We start from the raw sequence: 18,326 nt of genomic DNA on the forward strand, positions 1-18,326 counted from the left end.
TATCTAATCCTTAAGTGTTTTACTAATTTTAATTATACCTTCCTCGATTTTAACTTCATCCATAAGAGTTTCTAAAATAATCTTTGCAAATTTATTTGATTCTCCTTCTCTATCTAAATGAGGATCTAAGGCGATTACATCAATTTCAAGTCTGTTTTCCATTGAATAAAATACTATCTTAACTTCCTTTGAAATTCCAAGTTGAAGATTCAAAGCCTCACTTATGGAAACTTTAATATCTTCAACCTCTTCTATATTAAAACCTATACTATTTGCAATAAAGGAAACAGTCAGTCTTGCCAAAGAAAAGTTTTCTGGTGTATTCTCAAAAGATAAATAATACTTTTTCATACTATCTACTCCTTGATGTTAAACAGCTTATTTAGTTCAGTAATTTCAAATATCTGTTTAACATTAGGTTTAATACCTTCGATACTGATATTCTTATTTTGTTCCTTGATACTATTATAGATACTGATTAGACTTCCTAGACCTGTAGAGTCTATAAAGTCTAACTTTGTTGCATTAAGTTCAATATCCTTAGGATCTGATAAAGCGTTTAAAACCGCTTCTTTAAAGTCATCACTTGAATAAGCGTCCAAATCCCCCTCTAGGGAAATTTTTATGACATCTTGTTCATCAACTATATTGTAATTTAAACCCATAAGTACCTCCTATGCTTGTATCTCTTCAATATATTTTGCTGCTGCAACTATTTTATCACCATCATTGTTAACTTCTCTTATCTTTACACCCATAGTATCTCTACCCTTGGTGGATACCTGTCTTACAGAAAGCCTTATAACATCTCCCTTTGCTGACATCAGAATGATTTCATCGTCCATCTTAACCAGTTTACCAGAAACTATATCACCGGTTCTCTTGGAGATCTTATAGGTCTTAACACCCTTACCACCACGGTTTTGAACCTTGTATTTTTCAATAAGGGTCTTTTTACCATATCCATTTTCAGATACTACAAGTAGATAGTTATTGTCTTCGACGATATCCATAGCCACAGCTTCATCGTCTTTATTTAAGGAAATTCCCTTTACACCTTGAGCTGATCTACCAATCGGTCTAATATTTTTAACACTGAACCTTATACTTAGACCTTTCTTAGTAATGATCATAGCCTCTTCTTCTTTTCCAACATATCTTACAGAGATGAGTTCATCATCATCTTTTAAGACTATAGCTATAAGTCCAGACTTTCTCAAGTTCTTAAATAGACTAACCTTCGTCTTTTTAATTATACCTGATTTTGTCGCCATTAAAAGATAGTGGTTGTCCTCTCCCTCTTCAAAAGGTATGGCGGCTTGGACGATTTCGCCCTTGGATATTTGAATTAGGTTTACAAGAGCCTGACCACGTGCCTGTCTACTGCCCTCAGGTATTTCGTAGGCCTTAAGAGTGTAGACCCTTCCCCTATTTGTAAAGAATGCAATACTGCTATGAGTTGATGTTACAAATAGCGAATCCACATAGTCTCCGTCCTTTAAGTTAAGACCTAAAACTCCCTTTCCTCCACGATTTTGAACCCTGTAGGTATCTGTAGGAGTCCTCTTTACATATCCATGTTTGGTTACAGTGATTAGAACATCTTCCTCTTCTATAAGCTCTTCTATGTCGATTTCGTCATAGCTTGCCTTTATCTTAGTTCTTCTCTTGTCATCATATCTATCTTTTATTTCATTTAGTTCTGTCTTTATTATATCAAGAAGTAGGTTTCTATTTGCTAAAATCTCTTCAAGTCTTGCAATTTCTTGGATTAGGTCCTTATACTCATTTTGAAGCTTTTCCCTTTCCAAACCTTGAAGCCTTCTAAGTCTCATATCCAAAATAGATTGGGCTTGAACTTCAGAAAATCCAAATCTCTCCATAAGTCTTTCTAAAGCATCAGAATAGGATTCCCTGATTATCTTTATGATTTCGTCAATATTGTCAATTGCTTTTAAAAGCCCTTCCACAATATGAGCTCTGTCCTTTGCCTTCTTCAAGTCGAACTGAGTTCTTCTAGTAATTACTTCTTCTTGATGTTCAACATAGTATTTAATAAGCTGTTTTAAATTTAAAACCCTTGGTACTCCCTTAACTAAAGCAAGGTTGATGATACCAAAAGTTACCTGCATCTGAGTATATTTATAGAGGTTATTAAGGACAATTTGAGCGTTTGCATCCCTCTTTAATTCTATTACGATTCTAAGACCTTTTCTATCGGATTCGTCCCTTAAATCGGAAATGCCTTCAATTCTCTTTTCCTTAACCAGTTCTGCAATCTTAATAATCAAATTGGACTTGTTTACCTGATAAGGAATTTCGGTGATTACGATTCTCTCTTTTTTCTTATACTCCTGTATTTCAGCTACTGCCCTTAAAATCACCTTACCCCTTCCGGTATTATAGGCGTCGGAAATTCCCTGTTTACCCATAATATGACCACCGGTAGGAAAGTCTGGTCCCTTTATATGCTCCCTAAGTTCCTCAACTGAAATGTCCCTATTGTCCACATAGGCAACTATTCCATCGATTACCTCTCTTAGATTATGAGGAGCCATATTCGTAGCCATACCTACTGCAATACCTGAAGATCCATTTACAAGTAGGTTTGGAAATCGAGATGGTAAAACCACTGGTTCCAGTTCTCTACCATCATAGTTTTCTTTGAAATCTACGGTTTCCTTATTTATATCCCTTAACATTTCAAGACATAGCTTGTTCATTCTAAGCTCGGTATACCTTGGGGCAGCTGCACCGTCTCCGTCAATTGAACCAAAGTTACCTTGACCTTGAACAAGAGGATATCTCATATTAAAATCCTGGGCAAGTCTTACAACCGCATCATAGATTGCAGAGTCTCCATGGGGGTGAAATTTACCCATAACATCCCCAACAAGTCTTGCAGACTTAGTGTAGCCTCTGTCGGGAAAAAGTCCCTGCTGTTGCATGGAGTATATAATCCTTCTATGAACAGGTTTTAAACCGTCCCTAACATCTGGCAAAGCCCTTGAAACTATTACACTCATGGAATAGTCCAAGTAGGATTTACGCATTTCTTTATCTATATTAACATCTATAACATTATCATGATCTTTTATTAATTCACTCATTCTACCACCTCCTAGGCGTCAATGTTTTCAGCATAAACTGCATTTTCTTCAATGAACTCTCTCCTAGGTTGAACCTTGTCTCCCATAAGTATGTTAAAGGTTTCATCAACCTCTGGAAGATCCTCTTGGTCAATGTTGACCTTTAGTAAAACCCTATTTTCAGGATTCATAGTGGTTTCCCAAAGTTGTTCCGCGTTCATCTCTCCAAGACCCTTGTACCTTTGAACCTTTAAGTTTGATCCCCTTCCCAGTTCATCTAAGGAAGTTTCAAGCTCCTGTTCAGTGTAACAATATCTTATGACCTTGGTTCCCCTTATGATTCCATATAGAGGAGGTTGTGCAATATAAACATGTCCCTGTTGAATAAGATCCTTCATATATCTGAAGAAGAAGGTTAGTAGAAGGGTTCTAATATGGGAACCGTCTACATCCGCATCCGTCATGATGATTATCTTTCCATAGCGAAGCTTAGAAATGTCAAATTCCTCTCCAATACCTGTACCAAATGCTGTAATCATGGCCTTTATTTCATTGGAGTTAAGAGCTCTGTCAAGTCTTGCCTTCTCCACATTTAGTATCTTACCTCTCAAAGGAAGTATGGCTTGAAATTTGTTATCTCTACCGCCCTTTGCAGAACCACCAGCTGAGTCTCCCTCCACAAGATATATTTCATTTACTGAAATATCTCCTTCAATACAGTCCGCCAATTTACCAGGAAGAGGAGTATTGTCTAAGATGGATTTCTTTCTAGTCAAATCCCTTGCTTTTCTCGCAGCTTCCCTTGCCCTTGCAGAGGACTGTGCCTTTTCTATGATGATTTTTGCAACAGATGGGTTTTCTTCCAAAAATATGGAAAGTCCCTCATATAGAGTAGACTCCACATCTCCTCTGGATTCAGAGTTACCAAGCTTAGACTTGGTTTGTCCTTCAAACTGAGGACTTGCAAGTTTTATAGATACTATGGCAGTAAGTCCCTCTCTAGTATCGTCACCTTGAAGGTTGTTGTCCTTTTCCTTTATTATATTATACTTTCTTCCATAGTCGTTTAATGACCTGGTCAAAGCAGTCCTAAAACCTATTAAGTGGGTTCCACCTTCTGTAGTATGGATGTTATTTGCAAAGGGAAGAACATTTTCAGAGTAGGAATCCGTGTACTGCATTGAAATTTCAACAGAACTCTTTTCCCTTTCTCCAGTTATATAGATAGGTTTTTCATGTAGTACATTTTTATTTCTATTTAAATATTCCACAAAGGAATTTATTCCACCTTCATAGTGAAATTCTACACTTGTACCATCTCTCCTGTCCTCTAGGGTTATCCTTATGCCCTTGTTTAGAAAAGCCATCTCCCTAAATCTATTGATTAGGACTTCCTTTTCGAAAACTACGGTCTCAAACACTTCATCATCAGGCATAAAGTGTATCTTTGTACCTGTCTCCTTCGTCTTTTCGCCCTTTTTTATCTCAGACTCTACCTTTCCTCGGCTAAACTCTTGAGTAAAGACATAACCTTCTCTCTTTACAGTAGCCTTTAACCAAGTAGAAAGAGCATTTACTACAGAGACCCCAACACCGTGTAAACCTCCTGACACCTTATAGGCACCATTGTCAAATTTACCACCGGCATGAAGTATTGTAAGTACAGTTTCCAAAGTAGATTTTCCCGTTTGAGGATGTTTTTCTACTGGAATACCAGAACCATTGTCCTCTACGGAAATTGAACCGTCCTCATAAATTATTACGCTTATAGTATCGGCGACACCTGCTAAAGCCTCGTCAATACTGTTGTCTACAACTTCGTAAACTAAGTGGTGTAAGCCCTTAGGCCCTGTAGAACCAATGTACATCCCAGGTCTTAACCTTACGGGTTCAAGTCCTTCCAAGACCTTAATATTACTTGCACCATAACTTCTATTTTGACTCATATATTTTCCTCTCATCTAAATTTCTTTACTTTTAATTCATTGTCCATCAACTCAAAAACTCTATATTCATCAGTATAATCCTGTAAAAAGGATTCATCTGTAGAAGTGATAATACTTTGATAGTCTTTAATTGAATTCAATAGATAGTTAGTCCTTTCTCTGTCCAGTTCCGAAAAAACATCATCCAATAAAATAACTGGACTAACTTCCTTAAAATCGTCATATAACTTTATTTGAGATAACTTCAATGATAAAGTCAAAGTTCTCTGTTGGCCCTGGGATAGAAAAATCCTGGAATCCATATCGTTTACAAATATAGAGATATCATCTCTATGGGGGCCTACAGAAGTAAAACCAAGGTTTAAATCCCTATCTAAATTTTCTTCCAATTGGGAATATAAAACCTGTGAATTCTTTATTATATCATAGTCATAATCCTTGGATTTACCATTGTAGTCCAAGGAGATAATCTCTTTTTCACTAGTCAATCTCTTGTGAATCTCTATTGCATATTCTTCTATTATGCCTATATATTTAGACCTCATCCTCATTATCTTAGCTCCCTCTTGAGCTAGCTGTTTAGTTGAGGCTCTTATCTGTTCCTTAAAATACCTTCCCTGTTTCTTATACTTAAGAATATAATTTCTTTGGTTGAGAATGTTATTGTATTTTATTAAAAGAGAATTGTAACCAGGTAGAAGTCCTATAATGACTTCGTCGATAAAATCTCGTCTATAACTTTTAGACTCCTTGATTATCTTAATGTCCTCGGGAATAAATGTAACTATGTCAAAGAAAGTTCTAAGCTCCTGCATAGTATCAACTTTATTTTCATTTATTCTAATTACCTTTGAAGAATCCTTAGAAAGCTTTAGTTCTATCTTTTCTTCCAGACCATCTGATTCCACATCTGTTCTTATAAAACTTTCCCTCTTATCTATCTTTATCAAATCCGACTCTTTAACGGACTTGAAGGATTTTCCCTTGGCACTAAAGTACACACCTTCTAGAATATTGGTCTTACCTTGAGCATTTCCTCCGGTAATAACATTGATTTTATCGAAAAACCTTATATTCAAATTATTGAAATTTCTAAAATTCAAAAGATAACAATTATTTATCTTCAAAACTTCCACCTATTTTATTTCAAAAGTCATATCTTGAAAGGTCACCCTATCTCCAGGTCTTAATTTTTTACCACGTCTTGTCTCTATTTCACCGTTTACATAGACCTCTTCACTTTGGATTATCTCCTTGGCCATTCCGCCAGAAGAAGCTATGTTGACTAACTTTAACAATTGTTCAAGTTTAATAAATTCAGTCCTTATCTCAATTACTTCCATTATTGTCTCCCCAATCTAACAGGTAAAACCAAGTAAGAATAGTCCGTTTCCTCATCTATAGGATGGATAATACAAGGTTTTAAACTGTCTGTTAAGTTTAGTTCACACTCATCGGATTCAATAACCTTTAAGCCATCTAATAAATACTTTGCATTAAAGGCTATGTCCAAATCATTTCCTTCTTTTTCACAAAATATATTTTCAGAAACATTTCCAAACTCAGAATTTGAACTGATATGGATATTGTTTTCTGTTATAGAAATTTTAACTAAATTTGCCTTTTCTTCCCTAGCCAGTAGTGAAGCTCTCTCTAAAGCATCTTGAAACTCTTTCTTTACCACCTTTACCTTAGAAGTTGAAGGTGTGAAGATGATATCTTTATAGTCAAAGAAATTTCTTTCCAGTAGTCTTGAATAGAGTAATGTATCTCCTAGGTCAAAGACTATATTGTTCTTTACAAAACTTAAAGTGATTTCTGAATCCTCTTCCATAATCTTTTGCAATTCATTTAAAGACCTTGAAGGTACAATTTCCTTTATCTCTTCAGTCTTATCGCTTTTATATCTCATCAGTGCAATTCTAAATCCATCTAGGGCCACAAAGTTTAAATAGTCTTTTTCAAGTTCTATCATAACTCCCATCAAGTAGGATCTAGATTCGTCTAGTGAAGCTGCAAAAGACGTATTTTTTATAGCTTCCTTCATTATCTCAGATGATATTTTGATGCTTTTTTCCACATCCACCTTAGGAAGTGGCGGATAGTCATAGGAATCAAAGCCTATAAGGTTGAATTCTGAATTTGCACATCTAATTTGTATGTTTTCACCTGTAATATTGAACTTTATAGTGGAATCCGGTAGTTTTCTTACAATATTTCCAATCATTGAAGAATTTATAACAATCTTTCCCTCTTCTTCCATCATACAGCCTGTACTGGTCTTAATTCCCAGTTCCAAATCCGTAGCCTTTAAAGTCAATTTATTATCTTCAACTTCAAATAATATTCCTTCCAATATAGGTAATGTAGTTCTGGAAGAAATTGCCTTTTGGGCAATGTTGATATGTTTTAATAATTCTTTTTGGTTGATTTCAAATTTCATTTTTTCTCCTAACAATAATAGTAAAAGATTAGTAGTAGTCGTAGTAGGGGGTGTGAATAGTGTGGATAACTAATGTAATTAGCATAATATTGCCCTTTGTCCTATTGACATCCCTGTGCATAGATTATTGATAAATCTTGAATTATCAACACTATCCACAAAAAAATTAATAAATAATTATTTTCCAACTTATCCACATTTAATCCACAGCTATATCAACAGATAATTGTGGATTAATCACCCTTGATTATTTGAATTAAACTATTTATTTCTTCAGCAAAATCCAGATCCTCATCTATGTCCTTTGTTATCTTGTCAACTCCATGCATAATCGTTGAGTGGTCTCTGTTAAAGGAGTCTGCAATCTTGATTAAAGATAGGTCTGTAAGCTGTCTACATAGATACATGGCAATCTGCCTTGGATATGCAATCTGTTTTGCCCTGGTCTTTGAAGACATATCTTTCATATCCAGGTTATATTTTTCGCATACTACCTCTTGTATAGAGTCCAGGGTTATAGGTTTCTTTTCATTTTCTTCAATCACCTTGTTTAAGGCAATCTTCGCCCTATCCAAATCTATTTGTCTACCTTCTAGAAGCTGTGCGTGGGCCAGTACCGTCATCAAAGCACCTTCCAGCTCTCTAATATTGGACTTTATATTCATTGCGATATATTCTAGAATTTCATCGGAAATAACTGCATTTTCTAACTTTAGCTTGGCTTTTAAAATGGCCACTCTCGTTTCATAATCCGGCATTTGAATATCCGCCATTAAACCCCACTCAAACCTTGAAACAAGCCTTTCCTCTAAGGTTTCTATCTCCTTAGGAGGTTTATCTGAAGATATTATTATCTGTTTGTTTTGAGCATATAAATCGTTAAAGGTGTGGAAGAACTCTAACTGTGTTCCCACCTTACCTGCAATAAATTGTATGTCGTCTATCAATAGAACATCGATATTCCTATATTTGTTTCTGAACTGACTATTCTTCTTGCTTGACTTATCTCCTATGGAGGAGATTAGTTCATTTGTAAATTTCTCACTACTTATATACATCACCTTAAGGTGTGGGAAATTGTCCATAATCTCATGGGCCAAAGCCTGCATCAAGTGGGTCTTTCCAAGACCTGGTCCACCGTAGATAAATAGTGGATTATAGGCGGTAGCAGGATTCTTTGCCACGGCCATGGATGCAGAAAGGGCAAATTCGTTGGACTTTCCCTTTACAAAGGATTCAAATGTATACTTTGGATTTAACATTTGTTCTGCTTTTAACTTTTCAATATCCTCTTTTGACGCTTTAACTTCTTGGGTACTTTCAGAAAAATATTGTTGCCCTCCAGGTTTTACCTTGACTTGATACTGTTTGTAGGTGGAATCTGTCGGCAAGATAATCTTTATAGAACTTTCGGTCTTCAAGATGAAATTGAGTATTTCGATGATATCGTCAATATACCTCTTTTCTATCATCTTTTTTGTAAAGCCGTTTGGCGCTGACAATATCAATTCCGAGGAAGTCAATTTAATGGGTTTTAAAGCCATTATCCAAGTATCAAAGGCAACTGTATCCATATTTACTTCAAGAACAGACAGTAATTCAGACCATAGTACATTTAGGTCCATTTTATACCTCCGTTATCAACAAAGTAATCCACAAAATATTCGATAGACTTTTGTGATAAATAAACTTTCCAAGGAGTTTTCCACAAATTAGATGACTTATCCACAAAAACTTATCCAAAATCCAAATTAACCTAAAAAAATAGAGAATTAGCCATTTAAATTAAACAAATTCTCTTTTTACAATGGACTTATCCACAAATTATCCATAAATTGTGAATTACAATTAAATTTACTTACTGCCAATATTATACCAAATATAGCCCTTTACTTCAAATAAATAGAAGGCTTGAAATATTGATTTTTCAATGATTTTAAGCTTTATTAAGTAAAGTTTTGTCCATTTATCCACAATATTTTAAGAAAATTTAAAATTATCTTCTAAAGTCATTGATTTTAATGATATTTCTTGACAGTTTGCCTTCCCATTTATATAATCTATCTAGTGTTTTGTAACATTATTTCCACGGAGGTGAAACAAGTTGAAGAGAACATATCAACCAAATAGAAGAAGAAGAAGTAAAGATCACGGTTTTAGAAAGAGAATGTCTACTAAATCCGGTAGAAGAGTGTTAAAGAGAAGAAGAAAAAGAGGTAGAAAAGTTATTTCAGCTTAGGCCATATTCTATGGTCTTTTAATTTTTATTTATGGAAAAAGAAAAAAGATTAAGAAGTAATAGAGATTTTAGAATAGTTTACAAGAAAGGTAGTGGATATTTTAATAGAAACTTCACCTTTGTAGTAAAGAAAAATAATTTACCTGGATCTCGTGTTGGTTTCTCTATTACTAAAAAATTTGGAAATGCCGTTACCAGAAACAAGATAAAGAGAAGACTAAAAGAAATTTTTCGTTTAAATTGGAACTCTTTGATTCAGGGCTACGATATTGTAGTCATCCCAAAACAAAACACTAAAGAGTTAACATATCAACAGTTGGAAAAATCTTGTATGCATTTAATAAGAAGACTGTCAAAGAAGGTGTAGACGTGAAATTTATTCCCATGTTTTTAATTAAAGTTTACCAAATGGTGATTTCACCCTATTTAGGTCAAGGAAAGTGCAAGTACTATCCTACCTGATCTTCCTATGCCTTACAGGCTTATGATAAATACGGTGTATTTAAAGGTACTTTTCTTACTATATGGAGAATTTTAAGATGTAATCCCTTTAGCAAGGGCGGCTATGATCCATTAAAATAAGATTAGGAGAGTTTATGACAAAATTATTGAGCTCGATAATTGGTAAGATACTTGAAGTTATCTATCTTACCATATCGAAAATTGGAAGTGAGCCAGAGTCGATTTCATATTTTGCAATGTCCATTTTGATACTGACATTGATCTATAAATTGGCTATGTTACCGGTTACCCTTTCAAATATTAAGATGCAAAAGCTTAATGCTAAATTTCAACCGGAATTGAAAAAACTTGAAGCGAAATATAAACACGACCCTCAACTCTACCAACAAAAGGTTATGGAGTTTCAAAGGGAAATGGGATACAATCCCCTAGCTTCATGTTTACCTATGCTTATACAACTACTTATAATCTGGGCTTTGTTCCCTGTTATGAGAGAACCTCTAAAATATCTTGAGCTAAGTAAGGACATTAATTTAAATTTCTTTTGGATAAAGGATATTACGGTTAAAAACTCAGGCGATCTGATATTGCCTACACTTTTGGCCCTTACTCAGTTTTTATTTACTAAGATGAATATGCCAAAAACTACTCCAGGGGAAGAAAATAACCCTATGCAGGGAATGAACTTTACTATGCAATATGCAATGCCTATAATGTTCTTCTTCTTTGCTAGAAGTTATCAACCTGCCCTATCTATTTACTGGATATTTGGTAATATTATCGAAATGATATTTAGATTTTTCATTGGGAAAAGTCAAGAGGAAGAAGTTGTTATAACTAAAAAAGATAAGGAAAAAATAGACAAAAAGTAGGAAGGAGCTTACATGAAGTCAACAGTTAAGGTGGCAAAGACCGTTGAAGAAGCGGTGTCACTTGCTATTGAAGAGTTAAATTGTTCGAAGGATGAAGCTGTTATTGAAGTATTGGAAGAACCAAAAAATGGGATATTTGGACTATTTGGCGCCAAGGATGCCGTAGTCAAGGTTTCCTGTGAGGAAGATATCGAACAGCTTTTAAATGACGTAATTTCCAGTAATAGCTCCGGAATAAAAACAGATAAAAAGAAGACTGTCCAAAAAGAGACCAAGGTCTCCAAGGGAAAAAAAGATTATGATGAAAAGTCATCTTATAAAAAGACAACTAAAGAAGAATCTTTCAACGAAGACTTTGAAGATAAAAGAGAAGATGATGTTGTTGAAATTGACGATGAATTGAAATCTAAGATTAGAGATTTTTTGAATTCTGTTGTTTCCAAAATGGGAATTGAATCGAATATTGAAACCTTTACTGATGATTATGGAATAAAATTCAATATAATCCCTGTAAATGAAAATGATATTGGGATAGTTATCGGTAAAAGAGGCGAAACTTTAGATGCAATCCAATATATTGTAAATTTGGTTGCCAATAGAAATGCTGAAAAGTACATTAGGATTTCTATCGATTGTAACAACTATAGAGAAAAGAGAAATAGGTCATTACAATCCCTTGCTATGAGAATGGCAAATAAGGCAAAGAAATACAATAAAAATATGAGATTGGAACCAATGAATCCATATGAAAGAAGAATTATCCACTCCTGTCTTCAATCTGTTTCCGGGATTTACACTTCAAGTGAGGGCAACGAACCCTATAGAAGAGTGGTAATAAAATTAAAGAAACATTAATGATAAGTCTGCTATATGCAGGCTTTTCTTTATCGAATAAGACTTTAGTTTTATCTACTTGATAGACTTTTTCATATGGTATAATCAAAAATGAGGATGTGGTTTTATGGAAGATACAATTACTGCTATTTCAACGGCTACAGGTGAAGCCGGCATTGGAATCGTAAGACTAAGCGGTTTAAATGCCATAGAAATAGGAAAAGAAATTTTTAAACCTGCAGCAAAAAGTAGTGATTTTAATAATAGAAAATTGATCTATGGTCATATATATGACGATGAGGAGCTTATAGATGAAGTCCTTATAGCCTTTATGAAGGGTCCTTCCACCTACACTAGGGAGGATATGGTGGAAATTTACACCCATGGAGGAATAATTGCCGTTAGAAAGGTACTGGACTTGACCATTAAAAAAGGTGCAAGGATTGCCGAAAGAGGCGAATTTACCAAGAGGGCATTTTTAAATGGTAGGTTGGATCTTTCTCAAGCGGAGGCGGTAATAGACTTGATAAAGGCAAAGACGGACAAGTCCTATGAAGCTTCTATGAATCAGTTAGAAGGTTCTCTTAAAAATGAGATTAAGGCAATAAGGGATAAGATGCTTGATTTACTTGCCAGAGTTGAATATACCATCAATTTTACAGAAGATGGCCAGGAAGAACCTGACACGGGTATTATTTTAAAAGATGGTAAAAAGCTTTTGGAAAGGCTTGAAAAATTGTACAATTCCTCTAATAGAGGAAAGATTATTAGAGATGGTATCAACACAACCATTATAGGTAAGCCAAATGTTGGAAAGTCCTCTTTATTAAATGCCTTGGCAAAGGTCAATAAGGCAATTGTAACGGACATTCCTGGAACTACTAGGGATGTAATCGAAGAATATATCGACCTAGACGGTATTGTACTAATGATAAGTGATACTGCAGGCATTAGACAAAGTGAGGATTTGGTGGAGCAGATTGGCGTGGATCGTTCCTTGGACTATGCTAAGAATGCAGACTTAATAATTGCAATCTTCGACTTGTCTAAACCGCTAGAAAAAGAGGACTTGGAAGTTGTCGAGCTATTAAAGGATAGAAAGGCAATTATCCTACTAAATAAAGAGGATTTACCGCAAAAGTTGGAGAGGGAAAAACTCTTTATCGATAGTGAAATTCCTGTAATCAAGGTTTCAGTGAAGGAAAATATAGGAATTGAAAAACTTGAAAGACAGATTGCAGACATGTTCTATGGTGGAGACATCAAGTTGGAGTCGGATCTTTTAGTTACAAATGTTAGACATAGGGATGTAATTAAAAAAGCTATAGATTATTTAAAGTCTTCCCTAGGGGACTTGGAAATGGATGTTCCAATAGATTGTATAGAGCTTGATTTGAGATCTTCCTGGGAGATCTTAGGTCAGATAACTGGAGAATCCATTGAAGATGATGTATTGGACAAGATATTTAGAGATTTTTGTATTGGGAAATAGGAGTTATGGAAATAAAAAAATATAGAGAAGACCCTGTTGATGTTGTGGTTATAGGCGCAGGTCATGCAGGAACAGAGGCTGGCCTTGCCACAGCAAGATTGGGTCTGAAGACGGTTATTTTGACCATGAGTTTGGACTCTGTTGCCGATCTTCCATGTAACCCTAATATTGGGGGTACTGGAAAGGGACATTTGGTTAGGGAGATAGATGCCCTAGGTGGTGAAATGGCACTTATAATCGATAAGACCTTCATCCAATCTAGGATGTTAAACACCTCAAAGGGACCAGCTGTACACTCATTAAGGGTTCAAGCGGATAAGCCTGCTTATCACATGGAAATGAAAAAAGTTTTAGAAAATACTAAAAATTTAGACTTGGTTGAAGGAGAAGTTACTAAGATAAATGTTGAAGGCAATAAAGTTGTCTCCATTGAAACCATAAATGGTGCAATATACGAAACAAAGGCGGTTATAATTGCAACGGGAACCTATTTAAAGGGTTTGGTTTTACAAGGCGAACTTCAAATAGAGTCAGGCCCACATGGATTAAAATCTTCAAAAGAACTATCAAATTCCTTAAAGGAACTAGGAATTGAACTTAGAAGATTTAAAACGGGAACTCCTGCTAGAGTCCATAGAGATACTTTGGATTTTTCAGTTATGGAAGTTCAGCCAGGAGATGAGGAGATAATACCTTTTTCCTTTATGAATTTTGGAAAAGATTTAAATAGGAAACAGGAAAATTGTTACTTGACCTACACTACTAAAGAGACTAAGAGGATAATTGAAGACAATTTGCATAGAAGTCCTATGTATGCCGGTATAGTCAAGGGGGTTGGACCAAGGTATTGCCCTTCCATTGAAGATAAAGTGGTAAGATTTACCGAAAGAGATGAACACCAAGTTTTTGTGGAACCAGAGGGACTTGACACCAAGGAAATGTATATACAAGGAGTGTCCTCTACCCTTCCTGAAGATGTACAAAAACAGATGTACAAAACTATAATAGGCTTTGAAAACATGAAGTTTATGCGATCAGCCTATGGAATAGAATACGACTGTATTGACCCTACTATTCTAAAGAGAACTTTGGAACATATGGATATAGACGGTCTATTCTTTGCAGGACAAATCAATGGATCTTCAGGATATGAAGAGGCTGCTGCCCAAGGCCTTATGGCTGGAATAAATGCCTATTTGAAATTAGAAGGTAAAGAACCCTTTATATTGGACAGATCCGATGCCTATATTGGCGTATTAATCGATGATCTTGTGACAAAGGGAACAAACGAACCCTATAGGATGATGACTTCTAGAGCTGAGTATCGCCTTACCCTTCGTCAGGACAATGCGGACTTTAGGTTAACAAAACTTGGCTATGATATTGGTCTGGTTAGTAAAGAAAGAATGGAAAAGACTAATATAAGAAAAAGACTCGTGGAAGAGGAATTGGATAGGCTAAGTAAAATTAGGATAAATCCAACTGCTGAAAACAATAAGATATTGAAAGAATTGGGAACTACAGAACTTCAAAAGTCCTTAACCCTATTAGAATTGATAAAGAGGCCAGAGCTTGACTATGAAAAATTAAGGGTATTCGATAGCCTTGCTCCACAATTGGATAGGGAGATCAGAATTCAGGTGCAAACCCATATCAAGTACGAAGGATATATTGCAAAGCAAAAACAGCAAATTGAAAGATTTAAGAAACTTGAGAGAAGGGACATCAGCTTTATCTACGACTATAGCGAAATAAAGGGATTGTCAAATGAGGCTGTACAAAAGCTAAATAAGATAAAACCAGACTCCCTTGGACAGGCAAGCAGAATTTCCGGAGTTAGTCCGGCGGATATAAATGTAATTCTAATCTATCTTGAGACTAGAAAGAGGAATAAAGATGAGTAATTTAGAAAAGGTGTTTAATTCAGAGGATATAGTATTATCTGAGGAAGTTTTAAAAAAGTTTGAAGAATTTAGAAATCATATGTTGGAAACCAATAAATTTTTAAATCTTACCAGTATTACAGAGGAAGAAGAAGTTAATTATAAGCATTTTTTAGACTCCATACTTCCATTAAAGAAGGTGGAAATGGAAAAAGGTGCAACCCTTATAGACATAGGAACCGGTGGAGGGTTTCCTGGAATGCCTATAAAGTTTTTCAGAGACGATTTAAAGATTACATTGTTGGACTCTCTAAATAAAAGAATAAAGTTTCTTAAAAAAACTATATCAGATATGGATATAAAGGATATAGAGGCAGTTCATGGTAGAGCTGAAGAATTGGGAAGAACAAAATCCTATAGAGAGCAGTACGACTATGGAATTTCTAGGGCTGTTTCCAGATTAAACACTTTGGTAGAGTATAGTTTACCTTTTATTAAGGTTGGAGGAACTTTTATCTCCATGAAGGGACCGTCAGGGATTGAAGAAGCTGAAGAGGCTAAAAATGCCATAAAGATTTTAGGTGGTGAAATAGCTGATATAATAAGCTATAATTTGGACTATGAAAATTCTGATAGAACTTTGATAGTAATCAAAAAGACCTCCCCTACTCCTCGAAAATACCCAAGGGGTGGCGGAAAGCCAAAGAATAAGCCACTTTAATGAAAAAGTAAATCATAGATAAAATAAAAGGCATGTAACCTATTTGCTTTTATAGGTTGACATGCCTTCTATTTTTTAATTTACAGGAGAAAGATTCAAGAAATCCGGACCTGTTAAAAGTGATATATAAGATCGTTTTAACTTATCGATGGAAGAGTAGTAAAGTAAAACTCTATTGTCCTTAACAATGAATGTGGATTTATATATAAGCCAGTCGTCATATCCCTTATCACAGGGACATAGGACTTCTATTGGGTTTTCAAAGTGAATACCATCACTGGACTCTGAAACAAAAAGTGCGGAACTTTCCATCTTACCGTCGGGACAGTCCATACTTAAGCAGTAGTACCTATCCTCTACCTTTTTTATTTCCAAATGCCAAGGATTGTAATTAGACCACTCCCCTTTAGTCATTTCCAAAGGAATAGGTGGAGTAAACTCCTTTAAGTCTTTAGACTGAGTAAAAACATAGGCGTCCTCTCCAATATTCATGTTTTTACGATAGTAAATCTTATACCATCCGTCTTCATATAGTATGGTTGGAGCACCATAGCCATAACCGCCAGTACCAAAATCAAAAATTGTTTCTTCAGGTGAGAAATCCTTTAAATTTTTAGATGTTTTTCTAACCAACTTTGAAAGTCTAGTTTTCTTATTGGAAACCCTATACCACAACTCAAGCGTATCATCCCTGAAGAAAAGAGATACATCGGAGAGATGACAGTGTTTTTCTGGTAATGATATGGGATTAGTAAGTCCAGGAAAATCTTCAAAGTGGATTCCATCATGGGAAACGACAATACTTGGATTTTCTGTTTGATCATTTAGAAAACTATAAGGTGTAAATGCCATTATATAGCGATATCCAAACCTTGCCTGTGGGTCATAGACAATTGAAGGATGGATAGCTTGGTCATCAGTTTTTATATAAGTACCTATTTTAAGGTGATTTGGAGCATTGAGTAACAGACCCTTATTTATTGTCCTATCTCCAAAAAGGCTTAGTTTTTTACTAACTGGATTATTGATAACCCTATTTTTAAAAATAGGCTTAGTGTCAATATCTGCAATTAACAAAGATCTATTAATAGGCATATGATATCCATTTAAAATGTAGCAGGATCCTATTATTAAAATGGAAATAAAACCTAGAGTAAATTTAAATAACTTTTTCATATATAACATCTCCCCTAAGTAGAATATCATAAAGGTTAGGAAAAAGTTCTTACAAAATTATTACATTTTAATTGTAATAAAAAATAAGGGAACTTAATTGTGGATAAGTCTGTGGAAAACCCTGTGGATAAGCTTGTGGATTATTTTGTGGATAAGTCTATAGACAATTGTTGATAACTTTTGAATTAAAATAAAATGACCTAATAATAAAACTTAGTAAACTAAAGGCCAGTAAATGGCTTGATATAGGGCTTTATCCTGAACATAAAATTCTTGGATAAAAATATTAATGATGTTTCACGTGAAACATATGATTAATTAACTTTGATATGTGGATAAGTCTTGATAAATTGATATTTCAGAACTGTGGATAACTTAAGTGAACATTGGGGATAAGTTTGATTATCCAGATGGGATAGAGAAACTTACTTCCCTATATATATCTTTTTTAACGAACGATTTATCCTAATGTACTCTACATTAAACTCTAAATTACGTATTTAGTTGAAGTGTAAAGGTGAAGGCAGTTCAATATCATACCCATGTTTCAAAATAAAAAAAGTAATGTTTCACGTGAAACATTACTAAACTGTAAAGATTTTATTAACGTTGAGTTTATAGCCTTCTACTTCTCGAATAAGTTTCATTGAATTTGAGAATGCTAAGTTTACTACTTTTTTTCTAACTTGATTTCTTTCACCTTGTAAATTAAGTCTATATATTTTTCTATTTCCCTTAAAGTCGATTCCAAGATAAACAAGTCCTGCATTTTCCCCAGGTCCTGCATATCCTGTCGCTGCTATTAACAAATTAGAATTCGATAATTTTGAAAGTCCATCCAACATTTCGGTACATGTTTCAAAGCTAACTGCACTATGTTTCGATAATGTTTCACGTGAAACATTTAAGACAATATTTTTATATCCTTCATTATAAGTTATAAGTCCGAGTTCTAAGACAGCGCTAGATCCAGGAATGTTAGCAACTGTTCCACTTATAAGTCCTGCTGTTAAAGATTCTGCGGTAGATACTGTAAAATTATTATCTATTAAAAAAGGCACAAAGTTTTCTTCTAAAGTTTGTGCATCCAATTGGGATTTCACTTTTTCTTCTAAAATTACATATTCCATTTCATCACCTAATATGATTATACTATTATTTTTCATCTC

Annotated in this window: 17 protein-coding genes and 1 pseudogene; 8 read left to right on the forward strand and 10 right to left on the reverse strand. The window is 34.7% G+C overall.

The annotated features are described in order from the left end of the window. Positions 1-3 precede the first annotated feature (3 nt). The 8 genes from Q1K37_RS03135 to dnaA all read right to left on the reverse strand — a co-directional run bounded on the left by Q1K37_RS03135 (position 4) and on the right by dnaA (position 9,103). Positions 4-351, reverse strand: coding sequence for an anti-sigma regulatory factor (locus Q1K37_RS03135; RefSeq protein WP_300409278.1), 348 nt, complete (start codon positions 349-351; stop codon positions 4-6). A 5-nt stretch (positions 352-356) separates the two neighbouring features. Then, on the reverse strand, positions 357-665 hold the full coding sequence (locus Q1K37_RS03140) for an STAS domain-containing protein (RefSeq protein WP_300409280.1): 309 nt from the start codon (positions 663-665) through the stop codon (positions 357-359). A 9-nt stretch (positions 666-674) separates the two neighbouring features. Further along, a complete protein-coding gene (gene gyrA / locus Q1K37_RS03145; RefSeq protein WP_300409282.1) occupies positions 675-3,110 on the reverse strand; it encodes a DNA gyrase subunit A in 2,436 nt (811 codons plus the stop codon). An 11-nt stretch (positions 3,111-3,121) separates the two neighbouring features. Then, complete coding sequence (gene gyrB, locus Q1K37_RS03150) at positions 3,122-5,035, reverse strand: DNA topoisomerase (ATP-hydrolyzing) subunit B (protein ID WP_300409283.1); 1,914 nt, start codon at positions 5,033-5,035, stop codon at positions 3,122-3,124. 11 nt (positions 5,036-5,046) lie between these two features. Beyond that, entirely contained in the window at positions 5,047-6,162 is a 1,116-nt protein-coding gene (gene recF / locus Q1K37_RS03155; RefSeq protein ID WP_300409285.1) for a DNA replication/repair protein RecF, read from the reverse strand. Between the two features lie 9 nt (positions 6,163-6,171). Beyond that, positions 6,172-6,378 carry a S4 domain-containing protein YaaA gene (gene yaaA, locus Q1K37_RS03160; RefSeq protein WP_300409287.1) on the reverse strand — a complete coding sequence of 69 codons (207 nt, stop codon included), beginning with the start codon at positions 6,376-6,378 and terminating at the stop codon, positions 6,172-6,174. Further along, on the reverse strand, positions 6,378-7,478 hold the full coding sequence (gene dnaN, locus Q1K37_RS03165) for a DNA polymerase III subunit beta (protein ID WP_300409289.1): 1,101 nt from the start codon (positions 7,476-7,478) through the stop codon (positions 6,378-6,380). The genes yaaA and dnaN overlap by 1 nt, the downstream gene beginning before the upstream one ends. 233 nt (positions 7,479-7,711) lie before the next feature. Beyond that, positions 7,712-9,103, reverse strand: a complete 1,392-nt coding sequence (gene dnaA / locus Q1K37_RS03170) for a chromosomal replication initiator protein DnaA (RefSeq protein WP_300409291.1) — start codon at positions 9,101-9,103, stop codon at positions 7,712-7,714. A 479-nt stretch (positions 9,104-9,582) separates the two neighbouring features. Between dnaA and rpmH the strand changes: the two genes are divergently transcribed. From rpmH to rsmG, 8 genes and pseudogenes are all read left to right on the forward strand, one after another. Then, positions 9,583-9,717 carry a 50S ribosomal protein L34 gene (gene rpmH, locus Q1K37_RS03175; protein ID WP_300409293.1) on the forward strand — a complete coding sequence of 45 codons (135 nt, stop codon included), beginning with the start codon at positions 9,583-9,585 and terminating at the stop codon, positions 9,715-9,717. 31 nt (positions 9,718-9,748) lie between these two features. Then, positions 9,749-10,084, forward strand: a complete 336-nt coding sequence (rnpA, locus tag Q1K37_RS03180; RefSeq protein ID WP_300409295.1) for a ribonuclease P protein component — start codon at positions 9,749-9,751, stop codon at positions 10,082-10,084. Between the two features lie 2 nt (positions 10,085-10,086). Beyond that, positions 10,087-10,299: pseudogene (gene yidD / locus Q1K37_RS03185) on the forward strand (membrane protein insertion efficiency factor YidD). 14 nt (positions 10,300-10,313) lie between these two features. Beyond that, on the forward strand, positions 10,314-11,051 hold the full coding sequence (locus Q1K37_RS03190; protein WP_300409297.1) for a YidC/Oxa1 family membrane protein insertase: 738 nt from the start codon (positions 10,314-10,316) through the stop codon (positions 11,049-11,051). 12 nt (positions 11,052-11,063) lie between these two features. Further along, on the forward strand, positions 11,064-11,906 hold the full coding sequence (gene jag, locus Q1K37_RS03195) for an RNA-binding cell elongation regulator Jag/EloR (protein WP_300409299.1): 843 nt from the start codon (positions 11,064-11,066) through the stop codon (positions 11,904-11,906). Between the two features lie 106 nt (positions 11,907-12,012). Beyond that, positions 12,013-13,377 (forward strand): tRNA uridine-5-carboxymethylaminomethyl(34) synthesis GTPase MnmE, encoded by a 1,365-nt coding sequence (gene mnmE, locus Q1K37_RS03200; RefSeq protein ID WP_300409301.1) that lies wholly within the window; start codon positions 12,013-12,015, stop codon positions 13,375-13,377. Positions 13,378-13,382: 5 nt separating this feature from the next. Beyond that, positions 13,383-15,281, forward strand: coding sequence for a tRNA uridine-5-carboxymethylaminomethyl(34) synthesis enzyme MnmG (gene mnmG / locus Q1K37_RS03205; protein WP_300409303.1), 1,899 nt, complete (start codon positions 13,383-13,385; stop codon positions 15,279-15,281). Further along, positions 15,274-15,981 (forward strand): 16S rRNA (guanine(527)-N(7))-methyltransferase RsmG, encoded by a 708-nt coding sequence (gene rsmG / locus Q1K37_RS03210; RefSeq protein WP_300409305.1) that lies wholly within the window; start codon positions 15,274-15,276, stop codon positions 15,979-15,981. Before mnmG ends, rsmG begins: the two co-directional genes overlap by 8 nt. A gap of 75 nt (positions 15,982-16,056) precedes the next feature. Here rsmG and Q1K37_RS03215 read toward each other — a convergent pair whose 3' ends face one another. Then, positions 16,057-17,157 carry a hypothetical protein gene (locus Q1K37_RS03215; protein WP_300409306.1) on the reverse strand — a complete coding sequence of 367 codons (1,101 nt, stop codon included), beginning with the start codon at positions 17,155-17,157 and terminating at the stop codon, positions 16,057-16,059. Between the two features lie 584 nt (positions 17,158-17,741). After that, entirely contained in the window at positions 17,742-18,323 is a 582-nt protein-coding gene (locus Q1K37_RS03220) for a CinA family protein (protein ID WP_300409308.1), read from the reverse strand. Positions 18,324-18,326 lie beyond the last annotated feature (3 nt).

Origin of the sequence: Lagierella sp. (assembly GCF_029983815.1) — a bacterium.
GTDB lineage: Bacteria > Bacillota > Clostridia > Tissierellales > Peptoniphilaceae > Mediannikoviicoccus.